The organism is Pseudomonas prosekii, assembly GCF_900105155.1.
GTDB classification, from domain to species: Bacteria; Pseudomonadota; Gammaproteobacteria; order Pseudomonadales; family Pseudomonadaceae; genus Aquipseudomonas; species Aquipseudomonas prosekii.
Genome location: NZ_LT629762.1, coordinates 1,172,935 through 1,191,254 on the forward strand (window position 1 = coordinate 1,172,935; position 18,320 = coordinate 1,191,254).

Annotated in this window: 20 protein-coding genes; 8 read left to right on the forward strand and 12 right to left on the reverse strand. The window is 60.1% G+C overall.

Annotated features, from left to right (window positions below):
- The first annotated feature begins 21 nt into the window (after window positions 1-21).
- Window positions 22-936, forward strand: coding sequence for a LysR family transcriptional regulator (locus BLU01_RS05345; protein WP_092271699.1), 915 nt, complete (start codon window positions 22-24; stop codon window positions 934-936).
- A 198-nt stretch (window positions 937-1,134) separates the two neighbouring features.
- On the opposite strand, the gene BLU01_RS05350 is transcribed toward BLU01_RS05345, so the two are convergent.
- Genes BLU01_RS05350 through BLU01_RS05360 form a run of 3 tightly spaced genes read right to left on the reverse strand, consistent with a single transcriptional unit; the run spans window position 1,135 to window position 2,996 of the window.
- Window positions 1,135-1,677, reverse strand: a complete 543-nt coding sequence (locus tag BLU01_RS05350) for a DUF2937 family protein (protein WP_092271702.1) — start codon at window positions 1,675-1,677, stop codon at window positions 1,135-1,137.
- 12 nt (window positions 1,678-1,689) lie between these two features.
- The gene (locus tag BLU01_RS05355; RefSeq protein WP_092271705.1) at window positions 1,690-2,466 is read right to left on the reverse strand and encodes a class II glutamine amidotransferase; all 777 of its coding nucleotides are present in this window, start codon (window positions 2,464-2,466) and stop codon (window positions 1,690-1,692) included.
- A gap of 32 nt (window positions 2,467-2,498) precedes the next feature.
- Complete coding sequence (locus tag BLU01_RS05360) at window positions 2,499-2,996, reverse strand: MFS transporter (RefSeq protein ID WP_092271708.1); 498 nt, start codon at window positions 2,994-2,996, stop codon at window positions 2,499-2,501.
- Between the two features lie 248 nt (window positions 2,997-3,244).
- Here BLU01_RS05360 and BLU01_RS05365 point away from each other — a divergent pair, with 248 nt between their 5' ends.
- Window positions 3,245-5,299, forward strand: a complete 2,055-nt coding sequence (locus tag BLU01_RS05365; protein ID WP_092271711.1) for a S9 family peptidase — start codon at window positions 3,245-3,247, stop codon at window positions 5,297-5,299.
- A 292-nt stretch (window positions 5,300-5,591) separates the two neighbouring features.
- Window positions 5,592-6,065 (forward strand): cyclic nucleotide-binding domain-containing protein, encoded by a 474-nt coding sequence (locus BLU01_RS05370; RefSeq protein ID WP_092271714.1) that lies wholly within the window; start codon window positions 5,592-5,594, stop codon window positions 6,063-6,065.
- On the opposite strand, the gene BLU01_RS05375 is transcribed toward BLU01_RS05370, so the two are convergent.
- Window positions 6,062-6,352, reverse strand: a complete 291-nt coding sequence (locus tag BLU01_RS05375; protein WP_092271717.1) for a hypothetical protein — start codon at window positions 6,350-6,352, stop codon at window positions 6,062-6,064. The two genes, BLU01_RS05370 and BLU01_RS05375, sit on opposite strands and share 4 nt — an antisense overlap.
- 89 nt (window positions 6,353-6,441) lie before the next feature.
- On the opposite strand from BLU01_RS05375, the gene BLU01_RS05380 reads away from it, so the two are divergent.
- The 4 genes from BLU01_RS05380 to BLU01_RS05395 all read left to right on the forward strand — a co-directional run bounded on the left by BLU01_RS05380 (window position 6,442) and on the right by BLU01_RS05395 (window position 8,923).
- Window positions 6,442-7,128 carry a spermidine synthase gene (locus BLU01_RS05380; protein ID WP_092271720.1) on the forward strand — a complete coding sequence of 229 codons (687 nt, stop codon included), beginning with the start codon at window positions 6,442-6,444 and terminating at the stop codon, window positions 7,126-7,128.
- A gap of 48 nt (window positions 7,129-7,176) precedes the next feature.
- Window positions 7,177-7,551: a YajD family HNH nuclease gene (locus tag BLU01_RS05385; protein WP_092271723.1), complete on the forward strand. Its 375-nt coding sequence runs from the start codon at window positions 7,177-7,179 to the stop codon at window positions 7,549-7,551.
- Between the two features lie 407 nt (window positions 7,552-7,958).
- Window positions 7,959-8,429 (forward strand): RNA methyltransferase, encoded by a 471-nt coding sequence (locus BLU01_RS05390; protein WP_010462134.1) that lies wholly within the window; start codon window positions 7,959-7,961, stop codon window positions 8,427-8,429.
- A 116-nt stretch (window positions 8,430-8,545) separates the two neighbouring features.
- Window positions 8,546-8,923: a YgaP family membrane protein gene (locus BLU01_RS05395; RefSeq protein WP_092271726.1), complete on the forward strand. Its 378-nt coding sequence runs from the start codon at window positions 8,546-8,548 to the stop codon at window positions 8,921-8,923.
- A gap of 120 nt (window positions 8,924-9,043) precedes the next feature.
- Here the strand turns inward: BLU01_RS05395 and BLU01_RS05400 are convergent, their stop codons facing one another.
- The gene (locus BLU01_RS05400) at window positions 9,044-10,273 is read right to left on the reverse strand and encodes a hypothetical protein (RefSeq protein ID WP_092271729.1); all 1,230 of its coding nucleotides are present in this window, start codon (window positions 10,271-10,273) and stop codon (window positions 9,044-9,046) included.
- 68 nt (window positions 10,274-10,341) lie between these two features.
- Window positions 10,342-10,791, reverse strand: a complete 450-nt coding sequence (locus tag BLU01_RS05405; RefSeq protein WP_092271732.1) for a YcgN family cysteine cluster protein — start codon at window positions 10,789-10,791, stop codon at window positions 10,342-10,344.
- A gap of 278 nt (window positions 10,792-11,069) precedes the next feature.
- Here BLU01_RS05405 and BLU01_RS05410 point away from each other — a divergent pair, with 278 nt between their 5' ends.
- Complete coding sequence (locus tag BLU01_RS05410; protein WP_092271736.1) at window positions 11,070-11,663, forward strand: nitroreductase family protein; 594 nt, start codon at window positions 11,070-11,072, stop codon at window positions 11,661-11,663.
- A 48-nt stretch (window positions 11,664-11,711) separates the two neighbouring features.
- On the opposite strand, the gene BLU01_RS05415 is transcribed toward BLU01_RS05410, so the two are convergent.
- From BLU01_RS05415 to BLU01_RS05440, 6 genes are all read right to left on the reverse strand, one after another.
- Window positions 11,712-12,644: a D-2-hydroxyacid dehydrogenase gene (locus tag BLU01_RS05415; RefSeq protein ID WP_092271739.1), complete on the reverse strand. Its 933-nt coding sequence runs from the start codon at window positions 12,642-12,644 to the stop codon at window positions 11,712-11,714.
- A 121-nt stretch (window positions 12,645-12,765) separates the two neighbouring features.
- Window positions 12,766-13,059, reverse strand: a complete 294-nt coding sequence (locus BLU01_RS05420) for a YcgL domain-containing protein (RefSeq protein ID WP_007898694.1) — start codon at window positions 13,057-13,059, stop codon at window positions 12,766-12,768.
- Window positions 13,056-14,189 (reverse strand): ribonuclease D, encoded by a 1,134-nt coding sequence (gene rnd / locus BLU01_RS05425; RefSeq protein ID WP_092271742.1) that lies wholly within the window; start codon window positions 14,187-14,189, stop codon window positions 13,056-13,058. The genes BLU01_RS05420 and rnd overlap by 4 nt, the downstream gene beginning before the upstream one ends.
- Window positions 14,190-14,312: 123 nt before the next feature.
- A complete protein-coding gene (locus tag BLU01_RS05430; RefSeq protein WP_092271746.1) occupies window positions 14,313-14,975 on the reverse strand; it encodes a class I SAM-dependent methyltransferase in 663 nt (220 codons plus the stop codon).
- Window positions 14,976-15,048: 73 nt separating this feature from the next.
- Window positions 15,049-16,698 (reverse strand): phosphoethanolamine transferase, encoded by a 1,650-nt coding sequence (locus tag BLU01_RS05435; RefSeq protein ID WP_092271749.1) that lies wholly within the window; start codon window positions 16,696-16,698, stop codon window positions 15,049-15,051.
- Window positions 16,699-16,864: 166 nt separating this feature from the next.
- Complete coding sequence (locus BLU01_RS05440; protein ID WP_092271752.1) at window positions 16,865-18,247, reverse strand: glutamine synthetase family protein; 1,383 nt, start codon at window positions 18,245-18,247, stop codon at window positions 16,865-16,867.
- Window positions 18,248-18,320 lie beyond the last annotated feature (73 nt).

An 18,320-nucleotide genomic window follows, 5' to 3' on the forward strand; every position in this document is an offset into this window, starting at 1 on the left:
CTTTATCCAAGAGCAAATCCCATGAATTTGAAGTTCCTCGAAACCTTCGTTTGGGTTGCTCGCTTGAAGAGTTTTCGCCTGACGGCAGACAAGCTCTTCACCACCCAGGCGTCGATTTCCAGCCGCATCGCGGTGCTTGAAAGTGAACTGGGGGTGAAGCTGTTTCTGCGTGATTCGCGAGGCGTGAGCCTGACCCCCGACGGCTTGAAAGTGCTCGAATACGCCGAGCAGATGATGGACACCATGCAAGCGCTCAAGCAGTCGATCGAAACCCGCTCGAGCAAGGTCGGACGGGTACGCGTCGGGGTCATGGACACGGTGATTCACACGTGGCTGAGCCCGCTGGTGGCGCAAATGATGGATCACTATCCGCTGGTGGAAATCGAGCTGGTGGCCGATACCTCGCTGAACCTCTGCGATCAGCTGCAAAAAGGCTTTCTCGACCTGATCCTGCAAACCGACCTGTTACGCCAGGAAAGCGTGCGCAGCCTGGAGCTGGCCAGCCACCCGATGGGCTGGATCGTCGCGAGCAATTCCCTGTACAACCGCGAGTATTCAGGCGTCGCGGACCTGGCGCGGGAACGGATCATTACCTATTCGAAAAACTCCCATCCGCATCAGGATATTTTGGCGTTGATGCAGGCCAACGGCGTGATGACGCCCCGGCTGAACTGCGTGAATTCGGTGTCGGCGATTACCCGGTTGCTGCGCGACGGATTCGGGATTGGTGCGTTACCACCGGTCCTGGTGGCCGAGGAACTGGCGCGCGGGGAATTGACGTTATTGCAGATCGACCAGCGACCACCGAATTTGCCGGTGGTGGTGTCGTGGCGAGTGGGCGTTGAGTGGGTTGAGGAGATCGTGGCGTTGAGTCAGCAGGTGCTGGAAGCGTATGCACGCAAGGTGGGCGAGGATTACATCACCCTGGCGCGCTGACCACCACACCCCCTGTGGCTAGCACACACCCTGTGGCGAGGGGGTTTACCCCCGTTGGGTCGCGAAGCGGCCCCAAAACCAGCCGCCTCGATATGACAGAAAAACCGCGTTTGCAGGTTTTACGACTGCTGCGCAGCCGAACGGGGGTAAACCCCCTCGCCACAAAAGCTTTCTCGCCACAGGGATCGCATTGGCGCCTTACAACCCGCGCACATCACGGTCTTCGATCGGCCGGCTCTGGCGCAGGCGTTTGCCGCCGAGCACTACCCAGTCGATCAAGCGGAACAGGCATTCGATCCCGAACGACAGCAACAGCGCGCCGCTCATGCCCCAGATCATGGCTTCCGGGGTCAGCAGGATCTGGTAGCTGTAGCCATTCCAGGTTTCCTTGCGAATGTCCGGATCCGCCGCCAGCGCGACTTGCAGGAAGCGGATGTACCACGGGCCTTGCATCGCCTGGAACTGTTTATCGAGGGCCAACTGACGGTTGAGCATGTTGCTCAGGCTGTCGGCATCGCTGCGGAAGATCGGGTCTTCGCTGGCGCGGTAATGCGCGACCAAGGCCTGCATATCGCCCTTGAAAAACTGATTGGCGGTGTTCTGGAAACCGCTCAAACCGGTCTGCGCTTCAATCAGATGCGCTTCGACGCGTTTCGCGTAATCGCTGATGAACCCCGGCACCTGGACACCGATCAACAGGCCCGCCGCAAACAACACCAGCCGTAGATAACTGAGCAACATGGGGTAAGTCCTTTATTCGGTCTTGCCCTGACGGACGCATTCACCGCGTCGCCAGAGGCTCCATTGGCCCGGTTCGTAGCGGGTCCAGGTTTCGTTTTCGGTCAGGGGTTCGGTGGCGATCACCGTGACCACGTCGTTGGGCGTGGTTTCGGCCTGGAAATCGACAATCACGTCGACGTCTTTCAGGCGCGCCGGGCCGAACGGTGCGCGACGAGTGATCTGCGCCAGTTTGGTCGAGCAATAGCAGAACAGCCAGTCACCGTCGCTGAGCAGGCAATTGAACACGCCTTTGCTGCGGTATTCGGCGCAGGCCGCGACCAGGTCCGGCAGCAGCTCTTCGACTTCGACCGGCTCGGGGAAGGCCCCGCGGATGCGGTTGATCAAGTCGCAGAACGCCGCTTCGCTGTCGGTATCGCCGACCGGGCGGTAAAAACTTTTGATCGGTTCGAAGTCGGCGAGTTGGCCGTTGTGCGCGAAACACCAGTTGCGGCCCCACAATTCGCGGACGAACGGGTGAGTGTTGGACAGGCAGACCTTGCCGACGTTGGCCTGGCGGATGTGCCCGATTACCACTTCGCTTTTGATTGGATAGCGCTGCACCAGATTGGCGACTTCCGACTCGCAGCTCGCCGCCGGGTCCTGAAACAGGCGCAGGCCACGGCCTTCGTAGAAGGCAATGCCCCAGCCGTCGCGGTGCGGGCCGGTTCGCCCGCCGCGCTGCATCAGCCCGGTGAAGCTGAACACGATATCGGTCGGGACATTGGCGCTCATGCCCAATAACTCACACATGCTCGGACTCTCGCTTCAATGCAGGGGCAAAGTTACAAACGCGGTTCGATGCGCGAACGCTGGGGGTTGTTCGGGATCGGTGGACGGCCGTAGCGATCATCGCCAGCCACGCCGAACGGTTGATCGTCTGCGTGATCGTCAGCCTTGAGCGCAGCCTGGTTGGCGGCGGCCTGCTCCTTGCGGGCGTTGGACGTGCGCTCGATGGGGAAGCGGATCAGCACGAAAATCAGGTACAGGCCGAAGGCAATCATGCCGTACATGAACAGATCGGAGATCGCGCGCCAGGCGTTGTTGCCCACTTTGAACGCCAGGTCCAGCGCAGTGATGGCGATGGCCGGGGCGACTTTTTCCTTGACCGGGTCGATGATGGTCGGGGTGAACAGCAACACCGCCATCAGCAGCCGCAGCGGTTCACGCAGATAGCGCCACATCCAGCGGGTCATGCGCATCCACACCAACAGGCAGCCTAAAGCGGCAAAGGCGTAGAGGCCCCAAGCGATCAGATAGTCGTTCTCGGTCATGGTGTCCATGGCAAGGGTGGCAAAGAGGCGCTTATAGTAACGACTTTTCGCCCGCCCGGCTTGTCCCAATACCAGTCGGTGCAGACACAGAACCTGTGGGAGCGAGCTTGCTCGCGATGGCGGACTGCCAGACAACATTGATATTGAATGTACTGGCCTCATCGCGAGCAAGCTCGCTCCCACAGGATCCGCACAGGCCTCTAGATTTGCCGAATGTCTGCGAACCCCCTATTTCGTACCTTTTCCGAGAGCTCTTCATGCCCGAATCCGCCAACGTCACCCGTGCCCCGATTGCCCACAAGGCCAAAGGGGTTGACCCGTATGCCTGGCTGCAGGAGCGCGACACCGACGCGGTGCTCGACTACCTGAAGGCTGAAAACAGCTACCAGGAAGCGCAAACCGCCGATCAGGCTGACCTGCGCGAAACCCTGTTCGAAGAGATCAAGGGCCGGATTCTCGAAACCGACCTGTCCCTGCCCTCGCCGTGGGGGCCGTTTCTGTATTACACGCGCACCACCGCCGGTGACGAATACGCCCGCCATTACCGCTGCCCGCGTCCGGCCGACGACAGCCTGCACATCGATGAAACCCAGGAACAGTTGCTGCTGGACCCGAACGTATTGGCCAACGGCGGCTTTTTCTCCCTCGGCGCGTTCAGCATCAGCCCCGACCACCAGCGCCTGGCCTACAGCCTCGACACCACGGGCGACGAGATTTACACGCTGTTCGTCAAGGAATTATCCAGCGGCCGTGTCAGCGAACTGGAATTCGAGGATTGCGACGGCAGCATGACGTGGGCCAATGACAGCCTGACGCTGTTCTTCGGCGAACTCGACGACACCCATCGCCCGCACAAACTGATGCGTTACCGCCTCGATGGCACGGCGGCCGAAGAAGTGTTCCATGAGCCGGACGGTCGATTCTTCCTGCATTGCTACCGCTCCAGCTCCGAACAGCAATTGCTCTTGTCGCTCGGCAGCAAAACCACCAGCGAAGTCTGGGTGCTCGACGCCTTCCAGCCGCATCTGCCGTTTACCTGCCTGGCGCCACGGGTTGAAGACCACGAATACGATGTCGATCACGGTGCGCTCGACGGTCAATGGACCTGGTTCATCCGCAGCAACCGCGACGGCATCAACTTCGCCCTGTACACCGCGCTCGATACTGGCGTGGCGCCGACCGTCGCCGACTGGCAGAACCTGATTCCGCACAGCGACACGGTGATGATCGAAGGCCTGAGCCTGAACGTCGAAGCGCTGACGTTGAGCTTGCGTGAGGGCGGTTTGCCGATCATCGAGGTTCGCCCACAAGGCCTGACGCCTTATCGCGTGCAATTGCCGGACGCGGCCTACAGCCTGCATGTGCAGAACAGCCTGGAATTCGTCAGCGACAAAATTCGCCTGCGCTACGAGGCGCTGAACCGTCCGGCGCAGGTTCGTCAGTTGGACCTGGCGACCGGCGAGCAGAAAGTGCTCAAGCAAACCCCGGTGCTCGGCCCGTTCGACGCCGACGCCTACATCAGTCAACGCCTGTGGGCGACCGCGCCGGACGGCACCAAAGTGCCGATCAGCCTGGTGGTCAAACGTGAAGCACTCGGCAAACCGACGCCACTTTATCTCTACGGCTACGGCGCTTACGGCGAGAGCCTCGACCCGTGGTTCTCCCACGCCCGCCTGAGTTTGCTTGATCGCGGCGTGGCGTTTGCCATCGCGCACGTGCGCGGCGGCGGCGAGTTGGGCGAGGCCTGGTACCGCGCCGGCAAGCAGGAACACAAGCACAACACGTTCAGCGACTTCATCGCGTGCGCCGAACATTTGATCGCGGAAGGTTTCACCACCGCGCCACAACTGGCGATCAGCGGCGGCAGCGCCGGCGGTTTGCTGATTGGCGCCGTGCTCAATCAACGCCCGGAGTTGTTTGGTGCGGCGATTGCCGAGGTGCCGTTCGTCGATGTGCTCAACACCATGCTCGACCCGGACCTGCCGCTGACCGTGACTGAATACGACGAGTGGGGCAATCCTGAAGAGCCGGACGTTTATGATCGGATCAAGGCCTACGCGCCGTACGAAAACGTCACCGCTCAGGCGTATCCCGCCACGTTGGTGATCGCCGGCTACAACGACAGTCGCGTGCAGTATTGGGAAGCGGCGAAGTGGGTGGCAAAATTGCGCGCGACCAAGACTGACGACAATCCATTGCTGCTGAAAACCGAACTCGGCGCCGGACACGGCGGGATGAGCGGGCGTTATCAGGGATTACGTGACGTAGCGCTCGAATACGCATTTGTTTTCAAGGTTTTGCAGATCGCCTGAGGAACTTGGCTTGGCGTTCGGGTCTTAACACCAGAGCGCCGGGCCACGGCTTTGCAACTATCCCTGTAGTAGCTGGCGAAGCTTGCATTCGGCTTGTAGCAGCTGCCGAGGTACGAGGCTGCGTTCGGCTGCGAAGCAGTCGTGAAATCAGCTGACGCGTTTCTTCAGGAAGACCGCGCGCTCAGGTTTAGCGGCCGCTTCGCAACCGAACGCAGGCTCCGCCAGCTGCTACAAGGGATCGCGGACAGCCAGACCCAACCCGCACCAGACCACAAAAAAAGACTGTAACGACATGTCAGAACCGACCTTACTGAACAACGAAATTCGCGACTGGCTGATGGACTGTGGCCTGTTCGATCAATTGCTGCCGGTGGATTTTGCCGCGGCGGCTGGCTACTTCAGCATCAGCACCATCGCCCAGGGCGAAGCGATTTTCCAGGAGGGCGATGCCGGCAGTTTCATGTGCATCATCCACACCGGCCAGGTGTCGGTGCAGAAGACCAACAGCGACGGGCAAACCGTGATCATGGCTACCCTGCGCAGCGGTCGCGCATTTGGCGAAATGGCCGTGCTCGACGGCGAGCGACGCTCGGCCACGTGTGTCGCGGCGAGCAATTGCCAACTGCTCAATCTGGGCAAGGACTCGCTGGAAAAGATGCTCAACGACGCGCCGAAGATCGCCGCGAAAATCATCCGCGCCCTCGCCGTCTCCCTCTCCAAACGCCTGCGCATGGCCGATGGACAGCTAATCTCGCAACAGATCTAACCGCCCGGTGTTTTGATTTTCGTGCCGTTCTGCTCAAGGCCCGGCAACGGCTGGTCCTTGGTCGGCGGGCTGGGCATTTCAATCGGCACCAGCGGCGGCCCACCACTGCCAGGCCCGGTGCGCGGCACGGCGGTCGGGGTGATTTGCGGGTACGGCGTCGGTGTTGCCGTGCCGGGTGAACCGGAAATTGGCGCCGGGCTGGTAGGGATGGTTTGCAGCTCCTGGGCCTGCACTGCAGTTATCGAGAGCGCGGCCAAGGCAATGACCGTTAGAATGGTGCGCTTCATCAATGGCTCCGTTGGCCTTGTTGTCTGTTTGCAGGCTACTCCCAACCGCGTCCGTTTGCCTTATGCCAATTCATCTTCAAGAGCCTGCTATGAAACGTTTCGTTCTACTCGACACCGCCCCCATCCCTGAAAACGGCGGTGCCTTGTGCCTGTTCGAATATGGCGAGGATTTCGTCATCAAGATTCAGGGCGGCGACGGCGGCCAATTGATGAACACGCGCATGCACGGTTCCGAAGATGCCTTGGCCGAGATCCCTTGCCGCAAGGTCGCCGGGCGGCCGAATTCGCGGGTGTTGATCGGTGGCTTGGGCATGGGTTTCACCCTCGCCTCCGCGCTCAAGCACTTGGGTAAAACCGCTGAAGTGGTAGTCGCGGAACTGGTGCCGGGCGTGGTCGAGTGGAATCGCGGCCCGCTGGGCGAGAAGTCCGGCAACCCGCTGCTCGACCCGCGCACGGTGATTCGCATGGAAGACGTGGCCAAAGTGCTGCAAGCCGAGCCGCAGGGTTTCGACGCAATCATGCTCGACGTCGACAACGGCCCCGAAGGCCTGACCCAACGCGCCAACAGCTGGCTCTACTCGGCCGGCGGTCTCAGCGCCTGCGCCAAGGCACTGCGGCCAAAGGGCGTGCTGGCGGTGTGGTCGGCCAGCGCCGACAAGCAGTTTTCCGAGAAGTTGAAGAAGGCCGGTTTCAAGGCTGAAGAAGTCCAGGTGTTCGCCCACGGCAACAAAGGCACGCGCCACACCATCTGGATTGCCGAGAAGCTCAAGGGCTGAGCTAAACTTGCCGCATAACCGTCATTAGTCTTTTACAAAGGTGAACCCATGAGTTCGTCAACGCCGACCAATACCTCGAAGCTGGATCGCATCCTCGCCGACAACCAGCGCGACAAGGAAATGGGTTATCGCGACAAAGCGCTGAAGATGTACCCGCATGTATGCGGCCGCTGCGCCCGTGAATTTTCCGGCAAGCGCCTCAGCGAACTGACCGTGCACCACCGCGATCACAACCACGACAACAACCCGCAGGACGGCTCGAACTGGGAATTGTTGTGCCTGTATTGCCACGACAACGAACACTCGCGCTACACCGATCAGCAGTACTTCCACGAAGGCTCGCTGAGCACGCCGAAAATCGCCAAAGCCACGCATAACCCGTTTGCGGCGCTGGCCGGGCTGATGAAGAAAGAAGACGACTGATTGCTTGCCGTGCGTTGCACTTGTGGGAGCCGGGCTTGCTCGCGATGGGGCCGTGTCAGCCACATCTCCGTCGCCCGACACGCCGCCATCGCGAGCAAGCTCGCTCCCACACGGGATTTGGGCCAAGCGGAGATATGAAGCCCCGCACAAAACCAATGTGGGAGCGAGCTTGCTCGCGATGGGGCCGTGTCAGCCGACATCATCGCTACCTGACACACCGCAATCGCGAGCAAGCTCGCTCCCACAGGGGATCTGGGTTGGCCATAAACATGAAGCCACTCACAAAACCAATGTGGGAGTGAGCCTGCTCGCGATGGCAATCCCCCTGCCACCGCCAATCCCGCAATCTGCCCGCGCCCGTGCAATCCCCGTATAATCGCCCTCTTTTTCCCGAAGGCACCCCGCTCGTGGCAGACAAACGGTACAGCTGCATTGGTTTGTATAACCCCAAATCACCGGAGAACGTCGGTTCGGTAATGCGCGCCGCTGGCTGTTATGGCGTGGCGTCGGTTTTCTATACCGGCAAGCGTTATGAACGCGCCGCCGACTTTGTCACCGACACTAAACGCGTGCATTACGACATCCCGCTGATCGGCATCGACGACCTGAAAAAGATTCTGCCGCTGGGCTGCGTGCCGGTCGCCGTGGAATTGGTCGAAGGCGCGCGTTCGCTGCCCGAATACACCCATCCGGACCGCGCGCTGTATATCTTCGGCCCGGAAGACGGCTCGCTGGATAAAGAGATTCGTGACTGGTGCGAAGACGTGGTCTACATCCCGACCACCGGTTGCATGAACCTCGCGGCCACCGTCAACGTCGTGCTTTACGACCGCATGGCCAAGGGCCTGAACACCCGCTCCGGGGCAAAATTCCGCTGAAAAGCTGCACATTCGATGGAACAAGCGGCGCGCCCCGGCAGTCAGCTTACTTATCATTGATGAGCAGCCATTGATGCAGCTATTCACTCAGCACTATTCCTGCCAGGAGACAGATCATGAGCGAACTCAAACGCGTAGAACGGATTCACTCCACCCCTTTCCAAACCCCTTCCGAACAGAACGTCCAGGGCTGGGAGCGCATCGGCTCGCTGGCTGGCGGCGTGGTCATGGTCGGCAAGGGCCTGCGTCGCGGTGGTGTTTTCGGTTTGATCCAAGTGGCGATCGGCGGCGTAGCGATGGCCCGTGGCATTACCGGCCACAGCTCGGTGAAAAGCCTGCTGGAGAAAAGCCGTCAGGACATCAACAACGTGCGCGCGAAGATTGAGCGTGCCGGTGATGAACTGAGCCGGTTGAAAGCCAATGCTGAAGCGGCGACTGAAACGGCAACCGTCACCGGCAATGATTCGCTGACTTCGCCCAAGACCGGGGTTTGATTCGCTAGAGCCTTGAAAGAATTGCGTTGAGGCTTATGACCTCTTCGCGGGCAAGCCTTGCTCCTACTGGGTTGTGTCGCTCACGAACCTGTGGGAGCGAGCTTGCTCGCGAAGGCGATGTCACTGCAGCAGCTCGCTATCGAGCACCGTCGAAGCCTCGCCGATCACGCTCTCACTGAGTTGAATAAACTCTTTGGTATCGACGCTTTCCAAATGCATTGCCCCGCGCTGCACGTCATCCAGCGAACGTTTGTTTCGCGTCTTCAAACGAATCTCGCGATCCAGTTCCTGTAACAACAAAACCGCTTTGGCCACCTGCGCCGGATTAATCTGCGCGCCACGCAGCGTTGTCACTTTCGCGCTGTCCTTAACCAATTTCTTCTGCAAACTCTCGTAGCGCTCATCGCTCATACCGCCCGCGCGGCGCATCAGTTCGATGGCGTAATACTCGGCCAGGCCTTCGCTGATCCAGTCACTGTGGCGGCTGTCGTTGACCCGTCCAAACACCTGAACCAATTCACGCACCAGCGCGCTGCTGCCGCTTTCACTGACCAGCGGCAAACGGCTGTTGAGGTAGATCGACTCAGTCCCGGCCAGACTGCCGCGCCACATCGGGTCGTTGGCGCCGACGATCAGCAATTTGCTCGGGTGACGCGGGAACACCGCTTGCGCCTGCGGCCAGATGAACGTCAGCAGCGTCAGCACGTCCATGCGGCGCATGCCCTGCCCCAGCGGCGAGGCGACGGTGACTTCGGTTTCGCCCAGGCGGGTGCGGCGGCTGCCGAGGTGGCCGGCGAGCATCCAGCCGGTGGGCCGGTCGAACAGGCGCGAGACGTTATTGACGCGGAATTTGTTTTTGCCGATGCGCGGCCAAGCGGTTTCGACGCTTTTCCAGCCGTTGGGCAATTCGAATTCCAGGCGTGAGACCAACTCGACGCCGTCCTGTTGATCGAGTTTGGCTGGCGGCACCAGATCGTCGCCGCGCATCAACGCCCACTTCGGCGTCATCCGCGTGTCGAAACTGCCGCTCTTGCGCCCATGGCTGATGCGCACGCGATACGTCAGGCTGGCCTTGTCGGCAGACGGTTGCCAGACGCCACGCGCGGTTTTGCCCGGAGTCAGTTGCCATTGGCCGTCAGCCTTGAAATCGCTGTAATGGCTGCCGTCGCCGAGGTCGAAATCGAGGCTGCGCACCGCCGAGCCTTGCGCCAGGGTCAGGCGCACTTCGGCCTGATCGCTTTGCGGCAACAGACGCACGTGATAATCCAGATCGACCTTCTTCACCGCCCACAGCGACGAACTCACGGCCAGTGCCGCAACGGCCAATGCCAGACGCAATCCCACAGCCATACGCACTCCTTGTGGCGAAATTTCGGTGATCAACAATGTTGGGGTGAGTGCCTGCGCACTCCAGGCATTCAGCCCGCGCGAAAGATCAGGTGATCTTCCCAATCGTCTTCCGGCACGCTGCCCTCGGCGAGCATGCGCCCGGATTGCGAGATCCGTTCGTGGTGCACCGCGTCGCGATCACCACTCACCAGGTGATGCCATTGCGGCAGGTCCTTGCCTTCGCTGACCAGCCGATAACCGCAGGTCGGCGGCAACCAGCGGAATTCTTCAGCCTTGCCCGGCGTGAGCTGGATGCAATCGGGGACGAACTCGCGGCGGTTCGGGTAATCGCTGCACTGGCAGGTTTTCAGGTCCAGCAGTTTGCAGGCGATGCGCGTGTAATAGACGCTGTTGTCTTCTTCGTCTTCAAGCTTTTGCAGGCAGCACAGGCCACAGCCGTCGCACAGCGATTCCCATTCCAGGGTATCGAGTTGCTCGAGGGTTTTGCGTTTCCAGAACGGTTCGATTGCGGCGGCCATGGTTCGAGCATCAACATCAGGTGGTGAAAAGGCCGCCAGTCTAGTGCCCCGCGCCTTGCGGGCCAAGTGCTGGCGACTGTCGGTACAACGCGCTTGTCAGTTGTGGCGCCGCGAAGTAGCTTTGCCAGTCGCCACGAGCCAAATCTGAAGGCCATTAACGCGCAACCGCGTTGCATTCCGGTGACCACCACGGCTCGGCAAAAACCTCATCGCTCAGCTAACTGCGGCCGCAGGTTTTTCACTCCGACTCTGACTCAACCGTAACAAGGAAGATTTGCATGAGTGCCACCCCACGCGTTGCCGATTACGCCATTCATCCCCAATTCACCGATCGCTGGTCGCCGCGTGCGTTTACCGGCGAGGTAATTGCTGAAGAAACCCTGCTGAGCTTTTTCGAAGCCGCGCGCTGGGCGCCATCGGCCTACAACTCGCAGCCGTGGCGCTTTCTTTATGCGCGCCGCGATACGCCGAACTGGGAGCGGTTTCTCGGTTTGCTCAACGAGTTCAACCGCGGCTGGGCGCAGCATGCGTCGGCGCTGGTGATTGTGATTTCGAAGACGACTTTTGCAGTGCCCGGTGCAACCGAAGAAACCCCGGCGCAGACTCACGAATTCGACACCGGTTCGGCGTGGGGACATCTGGCGCTGCAAGCGAGCCTCAGCGGCTGGCACACCCACGGCATGGCCGGTTTCGATCAGGAACTGACGCGCAAAGAACTGAACATCCCGGAGGGTTACGCGCTGCACGCGGCAGTGGCGGTCGGCAAACTCGGCGATAAAACGACGCTGGCGGAGTACCTGCAAGCGCGCGAAGCCCCAAGTCCTCGCCGCCCGCTGAGTGAATTGGCGGCTGAAGGTGATTTCACCCTCTGAACGCTACCCGATCGTTCTCACGCTAAACGTAGGAACGATCATTGCGACTCAATATCCGCGGTCGAAGTCGACTTCGCCGCGCAGCGCTTCGCCTGCGTGATAGGCGCGCAGGTTGTCGACGAACAGCTTGACCATCATTGATGGCGAAGTGGGCGCCGAGCTGTGGCCGGTCAGGAGCAAACCCCAGGCGGTCCAGAACGGATGGCGCTGCGGCAACGGTTCCTGACGGCAGACGTCGATCACCGCGCCCGCCAGATGCCCTTCTTTCAAGGCTTCCACCAGATCCGCATCGACCACCGCTACCCCGCGTCCGACGTTAATCAACACGCCAGTCGGCTTGAATTGCTTGAACAGCGCGGCGTCGTACAGATCATGGGTATTCGGCGTGTTTGGCAGCAGATTGACCACGTAATCGACTTCGCCGACCAGACGCGGCAAGTCCGCCAATGCAGCCACTTCAACAAACGGTGCCTGCTCGCGAGCCTCGCTGGCGATGCCGTACAGTTCGACGCCAAACGGCACGAGGAAATTGGCCACGGTTTGGCCAATGTCGCCAGTGCCGACGATCAACACCTTGCGTCCCGCCAGGCTCTGGCCCTGACGGCTGTCCCACTTGCGCTCGACCTGGCTGACCAACCGCGCCAGCACTTCGCGCTCGTGGCCGAGCATGTAAGTCAAAACGTATTCGGCCATGACCTGGCCGAAAATCCCCACCGCGCGGGTCAGGCGATAGTGGCGTGGCAGGCCGTCGGCGAGCAGCGGCGTGATGCCGGCCCAGGTCGATTGCAGCCATTGTGGCTGATGGCCCTGACGCAGCAGGTTCGCCAGCAGATCCGGCTGGCCGAGCCAGATCGGGCAATCGGCGGCCTGCCGTGCCAGCTCGGCGGAATCACCGCTGGTCAGCACTTCCAGCTCAGGCGCGGCCTGACGCAACAATTGGGCATACACAGGGTGGTCGTGTTCAGCAATCAGAACGCGCATGGTTCAAACCTTTCGAAAAACAGAGCAAACGGCCGTTGAAGGAGATTCGCTCCCTGACCACGGCCATCGCCAAAATCATTCCAGTGTTTCATACAGGCTCTGAACAGAACCTGTCTGCCGATCACATCGGGTCGTTGCGACGCAGCAACTCTTCGGGCAAGTGCTCGATGTACTCGTCCTCGGCCGGCGGCATCTGCAAGTGGTAGCCCTGCTTCTCAAGGTTTTCCAGGACCACGGTGATGTCCTCGCGCGACAACTTGCGCTCAGGCGTCAGCACCAGGTCGAAGGCGTGATGCGGCTTGCCGAACGCCGCCATCAACGATTCCGGGACGCGCTCCAGTGCATCGCTTTTGAGCACATAGAGGTACATCTCGTTTTTCTTCAGGCTGCGATAAATGGAGCAAATACGTTTCAAGGCTGTTCTCCGGCGGTGGCCAGGCTGTCGAGCAGCGCCTGGCCCATCAATTCGCGGCGCCAGCCACGCAGCGAATCAGGCAATTGGTAAGGACCGTTGGGGTAGCCGCTCTTGAGCAGCGCTTCCAGGGTTTTCTTGCGCAGCATCAATTCTGGCGCGATGTTCAGGCGTTCGGCTTCAGCCTGCCCGATGGCGCGCAATTGCTTGATCAGCGTCGCAGCGTCCACCGGCAACGGCTCCGGCACGGCGGGCGGCCATTGGTCCGGCGACACAGTGGCAGAACGCTTGATCAGATCAAGCAGGAATTCGCCGTCCTGACGCACGGTACGCGGGTGCATGTCTTCGATTTTCGCCAACGCGCCGAGGTTGTCCGGTTGCGTGCGCGCCAGTGGCCACAGCGAATGTTCACGGACAATACGGTTGCGTGGCAGGTCGCGGGCACGCGCTTCGCGTTCGCGCCAGGCGCACAGTTCACGCAGCACCGCGAGTTGCGCGCGGGAGAGCTTCCAGGCCAGTTTGGCTTCGCGGTAGACCTCGTACGGGTCGACCTCGCGGCGCAGGTTGGCGACCAGTTCGGCGCCGTCCTCCAGCACCCATTGGTATTTGTCTTCGGACAACTTCGGTTGCAGGCGTACGAAAACTTCCGCGAGATGCAGCGCATCTTCGGCGGCGTAGCTGATTTGCGTGTCGGACAGCGGACGTTGCAGCCAGTCGGAACGGGTTTCGCCCTTCGGCAGATCGATGCCGAGCACTTCCTGCACCAGCCGCGAATAACCCATCGAGAAACCGAGGTTCAGGTAAGCGGCGGCCAACTGCGTGTCGAACAGCGGCGCCGGCAGGCTGCCGGTCAGGCGCAGCAACACTTCGAGGTCTTCGCTGCACGCGTGCACGACTTTGACCACGGCCGGGTTTTCCAGCAACGCGGCCAGCGGCTGCCAGTTATCGATGGTCAGCGGATCAATCAGGTAAGCGCGTACACCATCGCCAATCTGCAACAGGCCGGCAATCGGGTAAAAAGTGTCGACCCGCATGAATTCGGTGTCGAGGGCAACGAATGGCAGCTGCTGCCACTCGGCGCAAAACTGACCGAGGCTATCGTTGTCGCGAATCCAGTGAATATCGATGGCCACACGGCTCTCCCTTGAAGAATGGCGCGCAGTATATATCGCCCCCGGCGATTTCCGCGCATCCACTGAACAAGAGCTTTAGCGAAAAGACTCACGCGAAGGCAAGAAACGTCTGACAAAAGGAGGTTAATTGGCCTTACGCAGGACGTAGACCCGCATGCGCGCGCAACCGGGGAAGAAATCCTGATGACTGAGCAGGCTGAAACCCGCCAGTTTGAACTCGGCTTCGACCAGCGCCCTGCTCGCCAGCGGCGTGGACGCACTGCGCTTGATCGAAGATGAGCGACGCCCGAAGCGGTTTTGCAGCCTGACCGCGACGATCACCGTGTCGCGGCTGACGCGATGAAACTCCGCCAACATCGCCAAGCGGTGCTCCGGGCTGGCGATGTGCTGAAACAATTGCATGCAAATCATGCAATCCACCGCGTTCGCCGACAGGTCGAGGGTGAACGCCGAGCTCTGGAAGGTCTTGATCCGCTCCAGCAACTGCTGCGAATGATGCACGCGCGCATGATCGAGCATGTCCTGCGACGGATCGGACGCCAGAATCACCCGGTTACCGTGCTCGGCCAGCACCGGCCAGAAACGCCCGGCGCCACACGCCACATCCAGCAGCAACCCCGGCTCGCCGGCAACATTCAGCGCGTTGCGCACCAGTTGCTCGACGCGCCAGAACGCCAGACGCTCGACCCATCCACGCGATTGCGGCTGCTGGCAGACGCGGGCGTGTTGCAGATCGTAGCGCCGGGCGAACTCAAGTTCGACGGCGGATGGGGGCAGCGCGGACATGTGCAGGGGCTCTTGTTGGAATATCGACCGATCGCACATTAGCGCCAAGCCTGTGAAAAATAAGTCGAAACGATTATTTTTTTGCCAACTCGCCGTCGATCACCGCCCGCCGACATCCGGCGAACATGTCCAGGTCGGGGTTGTAGACTTTGCTGTCGACTTCCAGCAAACCCAGCATCGAATGGAACAAGTTGTCCTGGCTCAGGGGTTTTTCGCGGCTCAGTTGCAGGCAATGAGTGTCGACCGAGAACGCCTGTTGATAGCTGTCGGAGAACCACGCCAGCATTGCCACATGTTTTTGTTGTTCCGGCGCCATCATGTAAGGCGTGCCGTGCAGGAACAGGTTGTACTCGCCCAAAGACTCGCCGTGGTCGGACAGATAGAGCATCGCGGTATCAACTTTGTCCTGATTGCGCCGCAGCAAATCAATCAGCGTCGAGAGCACGTGGTCGGTGTAGACCAGCGTGTTGTCGTAGCCGTTGACGATGCTTTCGCGACTGCAATTGTTCAGCGCATTGCTTTCGCACACCGGGGTGAAGTGTTGGTATTCCTTGGGGTAACGCTTGAAATAGTCCGGGCCGTGGCTGCCCATCTGGTGCAGGACCAACACCGTGTCTTTATCCAGCGTGTCGATAAAGTGCTGCAAACCTTGCAGCAGGATTTCGTCACGACATTCGCTGTTGGCGCACAACGCCGGGTCTTTCAAGTTGCTGACATCGTCGAGTGTCACCCGATCACACGTGCCTTTGCAGCCTGACTGGTTATCGCGCCAGATCACTTCGAGGCCGGCGCGTTTGAGCACATCAAGCAAGCCTTCTTCATTTTTTGCCTGGCTGGCGTTGTAATCCTTGCGACCCATGTTGGAGAACATGCACGGCACCGACACAGCGGTTTCGGTGCCACAGGAATGCACGTCGGTAAAGGCAATCAGGCCTGCTTCTTTGCTGAGTTGCGGGGTGGTGTCGCGGTCGTAGCCGAGGATGCCGAAGTTCTCGGCCCGGGCACTTTCGCCGACCACCAGCACTGTCAGGGATTTGCGCCCGTGGGTTTGCCAAGTCAGGTCTTTGCGGGCGTCCTCGCCGATTTTGACGAAGGGCTGCTGTGCCGACGCCACTTGCTCCCGTAAATACCCGATGGACGCACCCAGGTAATTGCTTGGCACTACCATCAAATGCAATTCATGGTGATTGCGAAACAACGAGGACAAACCTTGATAGTTCACTAACGCCACGCCACCGATAACTGCAATCGACGCAATACTAACCAACGCCTTACTTAACAAGTCGCGATGCCAGGCGCGGTAAACCAGCGGGGTTTTCCACAACAACCAGGAAGGTAAAACCCCAAGCACAACAATAAATGCCAGTAACTTTAACGAGAGTAAATCGCGCACTTCGGCAGGGTTGGTTTCAGCCAGGTTACGAAACATGCCGGAGTCGATCAATACGCCGTACTGGCTCATGAAATAAGCCACCCCAGCGCTGACCATAAACAGCAAAGTCAGCAGCGGCTTTAATATCGGCCGGAACGCCAGCAGGGTCAGCACGATATTGAACGCAGCGAACACCATGACTGCGAACGCCACGCGCATCAGAATGCCCTGCGCGTTGGAAGCCGTGATTTCAAACAAGTGTTGCCAAAGCACCCAATTAAAACCGGCCAATAAAAACGCGCTGGCAATCAGTGTCACCCACTCGGGGCGCACGGCTTTTAACTTGAACATGGGAATTGATAGTCCTGGAAAGAGTGCCGCCGATAAATGTGAAAAATTCATTTTCCGCAACAGCACAAACTTTAAGCAGCCAACCATCAATTTTTTGTGAAAAAGAAGCCAACGATTAGTTGGCTTCAGGTTTAACCAGCAAACTTTTAACGTATTTGAGAAACAGTCAGGCCTGGTTCAGGTACCAACGCCAATCTTGTTCACCGACTTCGCCCATGAACTGCCGATATTCGGCGCGTTTAACGGCCAGGTACACGCCGAGAAACGCTTGGCCAAAGGCTTCTTTCGCCCAACTCGAACCTTCGAGTGCGCGCAAGGTGGTCAGCCAATCGGTCGGCAGCAGCTCGGTAGCTTGCGCGTAACCGTTGCCTTCCACCGGCGCGCCGGGGTCGAGTTGTTCGCGAATGCCACGGTGGATGCCGGCCAGAATCGCCGCAGCGGCCAGATACGGGTTGGCGTCGGCGCCGCAGATGCGGTGTTCAATGTGCCGGGAAAACGCCGGCCCGCCGGGCACGCGCAGGCTCACGGTACGGTTGTCCACGCCCCACGTGGCGGCCAGCGGCGCGTAGCTGTTGGTCTGGAAGCGTCGATAGGAATTGGCGTTCGGGCAAAACAGCAGCAGCGAGTCGAGCAAAGTGCTGAGCATGCCGCCCACCGCGTGCCGCAGCAGCGGCGTACCGTCCGGCGCTTCGCTGGCGAAAAGATTGTTGCCATCCTTGTCGGCGAGGCTGACGTGCATGTGCATGCCGGTGCCGGCCAGATCATCGAAAGGTTTGGCCATGAAACACGCCGCCATCCCGTGTTTGTGCGCCACGCCTTTGACCAAGCGTTTATAACGCACCGCCTCGTCCATCGCTTGCAGCGCGTCGGTGCGGTGTTCGAGGGTGATTTCGACCTGGCCCGGCGCGTATTCGGAAATCGCCGTGCGCGCCGGAATGCCCTGCAATTTGCAGGCGCTGTACAAGTCGGCGAGGAACGGCTCGATCTGCTCCAGTTCACGCAAACCGTAAACCTGCGTGGCGCGCGGGCGACCACCATCGACGTCGCGCGCCGGTTGCGGCCGACCGTTGGCGTCGCGCTGCTGATCAAGCAGATAGAACTCCAGCTCCGCCGCCATCACCGGGTAATAGCCGTCGGCCTGCAGGCCTTCGATGACCTTCGCCAGCAAGTGCCGAGGGTCGGCAATCGTCGCCGGCATGCCTTCTTTTGGATGCATGCTGACCTGCACCGCCGCCGTCGGAATCAGCCGCCACGGCATGCGCTGCAAACTGCCGCTGACCGGGTAAGCGCGGCAATCGATATCGCCGACGTCCCACACCAGCCCGGAGTTTTCAACGTCGTCGCCATTAATCGTCAGGCCGAGAATGGTGCTCGGCAGTGGCCGGCCGCTTTCATACACCGCCAGCAGTTCATCGCGGTGCAGCAACTTGCCGCGCGGCACGCCGTTGTTGTCGACGATGAACAATTCGAACATCTCGATATCCGGATTCTGTTCCAGAAAATTCAGGGCTTCTTGCTGCGTGGCGAAGGGGGTCGTGGCACAACTCATGGGAATTCTCGTTTTCGCGCGTAGGCAAACGCTCTGGCGTCGCCGATCTGATCCCGCCGCACAGCGCGGGACC

Bases quoted from the DNA above. Each gene is read 5' to 3' on its own strand.
- BLU01_RS05345 (WP_092271699.1), top strand. From the start codon at position 22: ATGAATTTGAAGTTCCTCGAAACCTTCGTTTGGGTTGCTCGCTTGAAG.
- BLU01_RS05350 (WP_092271702.1), bottom strand. From the start codon at position 1,677: ATGTTGCTCAGTTATCTACGGCTGGTGTTGTTTGCGGCGGGCCTGTTG.
- BLU01_RS05355 (WP_092271705.1), bottom strand. From the start codon at position 2,466: ATGTGTGAGTTATTGGGCATGAGCGCCAATGTCCCGACCGATATCGTG.
- BLU01_RS05360 (WP_092271708.1), bottom strand. From the start codon at position 2,996: ATGGACACCATGACCGAGAACGACTATCTGATCGCTTGGGGCCTCTAC.
- BLU01_RS05365 (WP_092271711.1), top strand. From the start codon at position 3,245: ATGCCCGAATCCGCCAACGTCACCCGTGCCCCGATTGCCCACAAGGCC.
- BLU01_RS05370 (WP_092271714.1), top strand. From the start codon at position 5,592: ATGTCAGAACCGACCTTACTGAACAACGAAATTCGCGACTGGCTGATG.
- BLU01_RS05375 (WP_092271717.1), bottom strand. From the start codon at position 6,352: ATGAAGCGCACCATTCTAACGGTCATTGCCTTGGCCGCGCTCTCGATA.
- BLU01_RS05380 (WP_092271720.1), top strand. From the start codon at position 6,442: ATGAAACGTTTCGTTCTACTCGACACCGCCCCCATCCCTGAAAACGGC.
- BLU01_RS05385 (WP_092271723.1), top strand. From the start codon at position 7,177: ATGAGTTCGTCAACGCCGACCAATACCTCGAAGCTGGATCGCATCCTC.
- BLU01_RS05395 (WP_092271726.1), top strand. From the start codon at position 8,546: ATGAGCGAACTCAAACGCGTAGAACGGATTCACTCCACCCCTTTCCAA.
- BLU01_RS05400 (WP_092271729.1), bottom strand. From the start codon at position 10,273: ATGGCTGTGGGATTGCGTCTGGCATTGGCCGTTGCGGCACTGGCCGTG.
- BLU01_RS05405 (WP_092271732.1), bottom strand. From the start codon at position 10,791: ATGGCCGCCGCAATCGAACCGTTCTGGAAACGCAAAACCCTCGAGCAA.
- BLU01_RS05410 (WP_092271736.1), top strand. From the start codon at position 11,070: ATGAGTGCCACCCCACGCGTTGCCGATTACGCCATTCATCCCCAATTC.
- BLU01_RS05415 (WP_092271739.1), bottom strand. From the start codon at position 12,644: ATGCGCGTTCTGATTGCTGAACACGACCACCCTGTGTATGCCCAATTG.
- BLU01_RS05430 (WP_092271746.1), bottom strand. From the start codon at position 14,975: ATGTCCGCGCTGCCCCCATCCGCCGTCGAACTTGAGTTCGCCCGGCGC.
- BLU01_RS05435 (WP_092271749.1), bottom strand. From the start codon at position 16,698: ATGTTCAAGTTAAAAGCCGTGCGCCCCGAGTGGGTGACACTGATTGCC.
- BLU01_RS05440 (WP_092271752.1), bottom strand. From the start codon at position 18,247: ATGAGTTGTGCCACGACCCCCTTCGCCACGCAGCAAGAAGCCCTGAAT.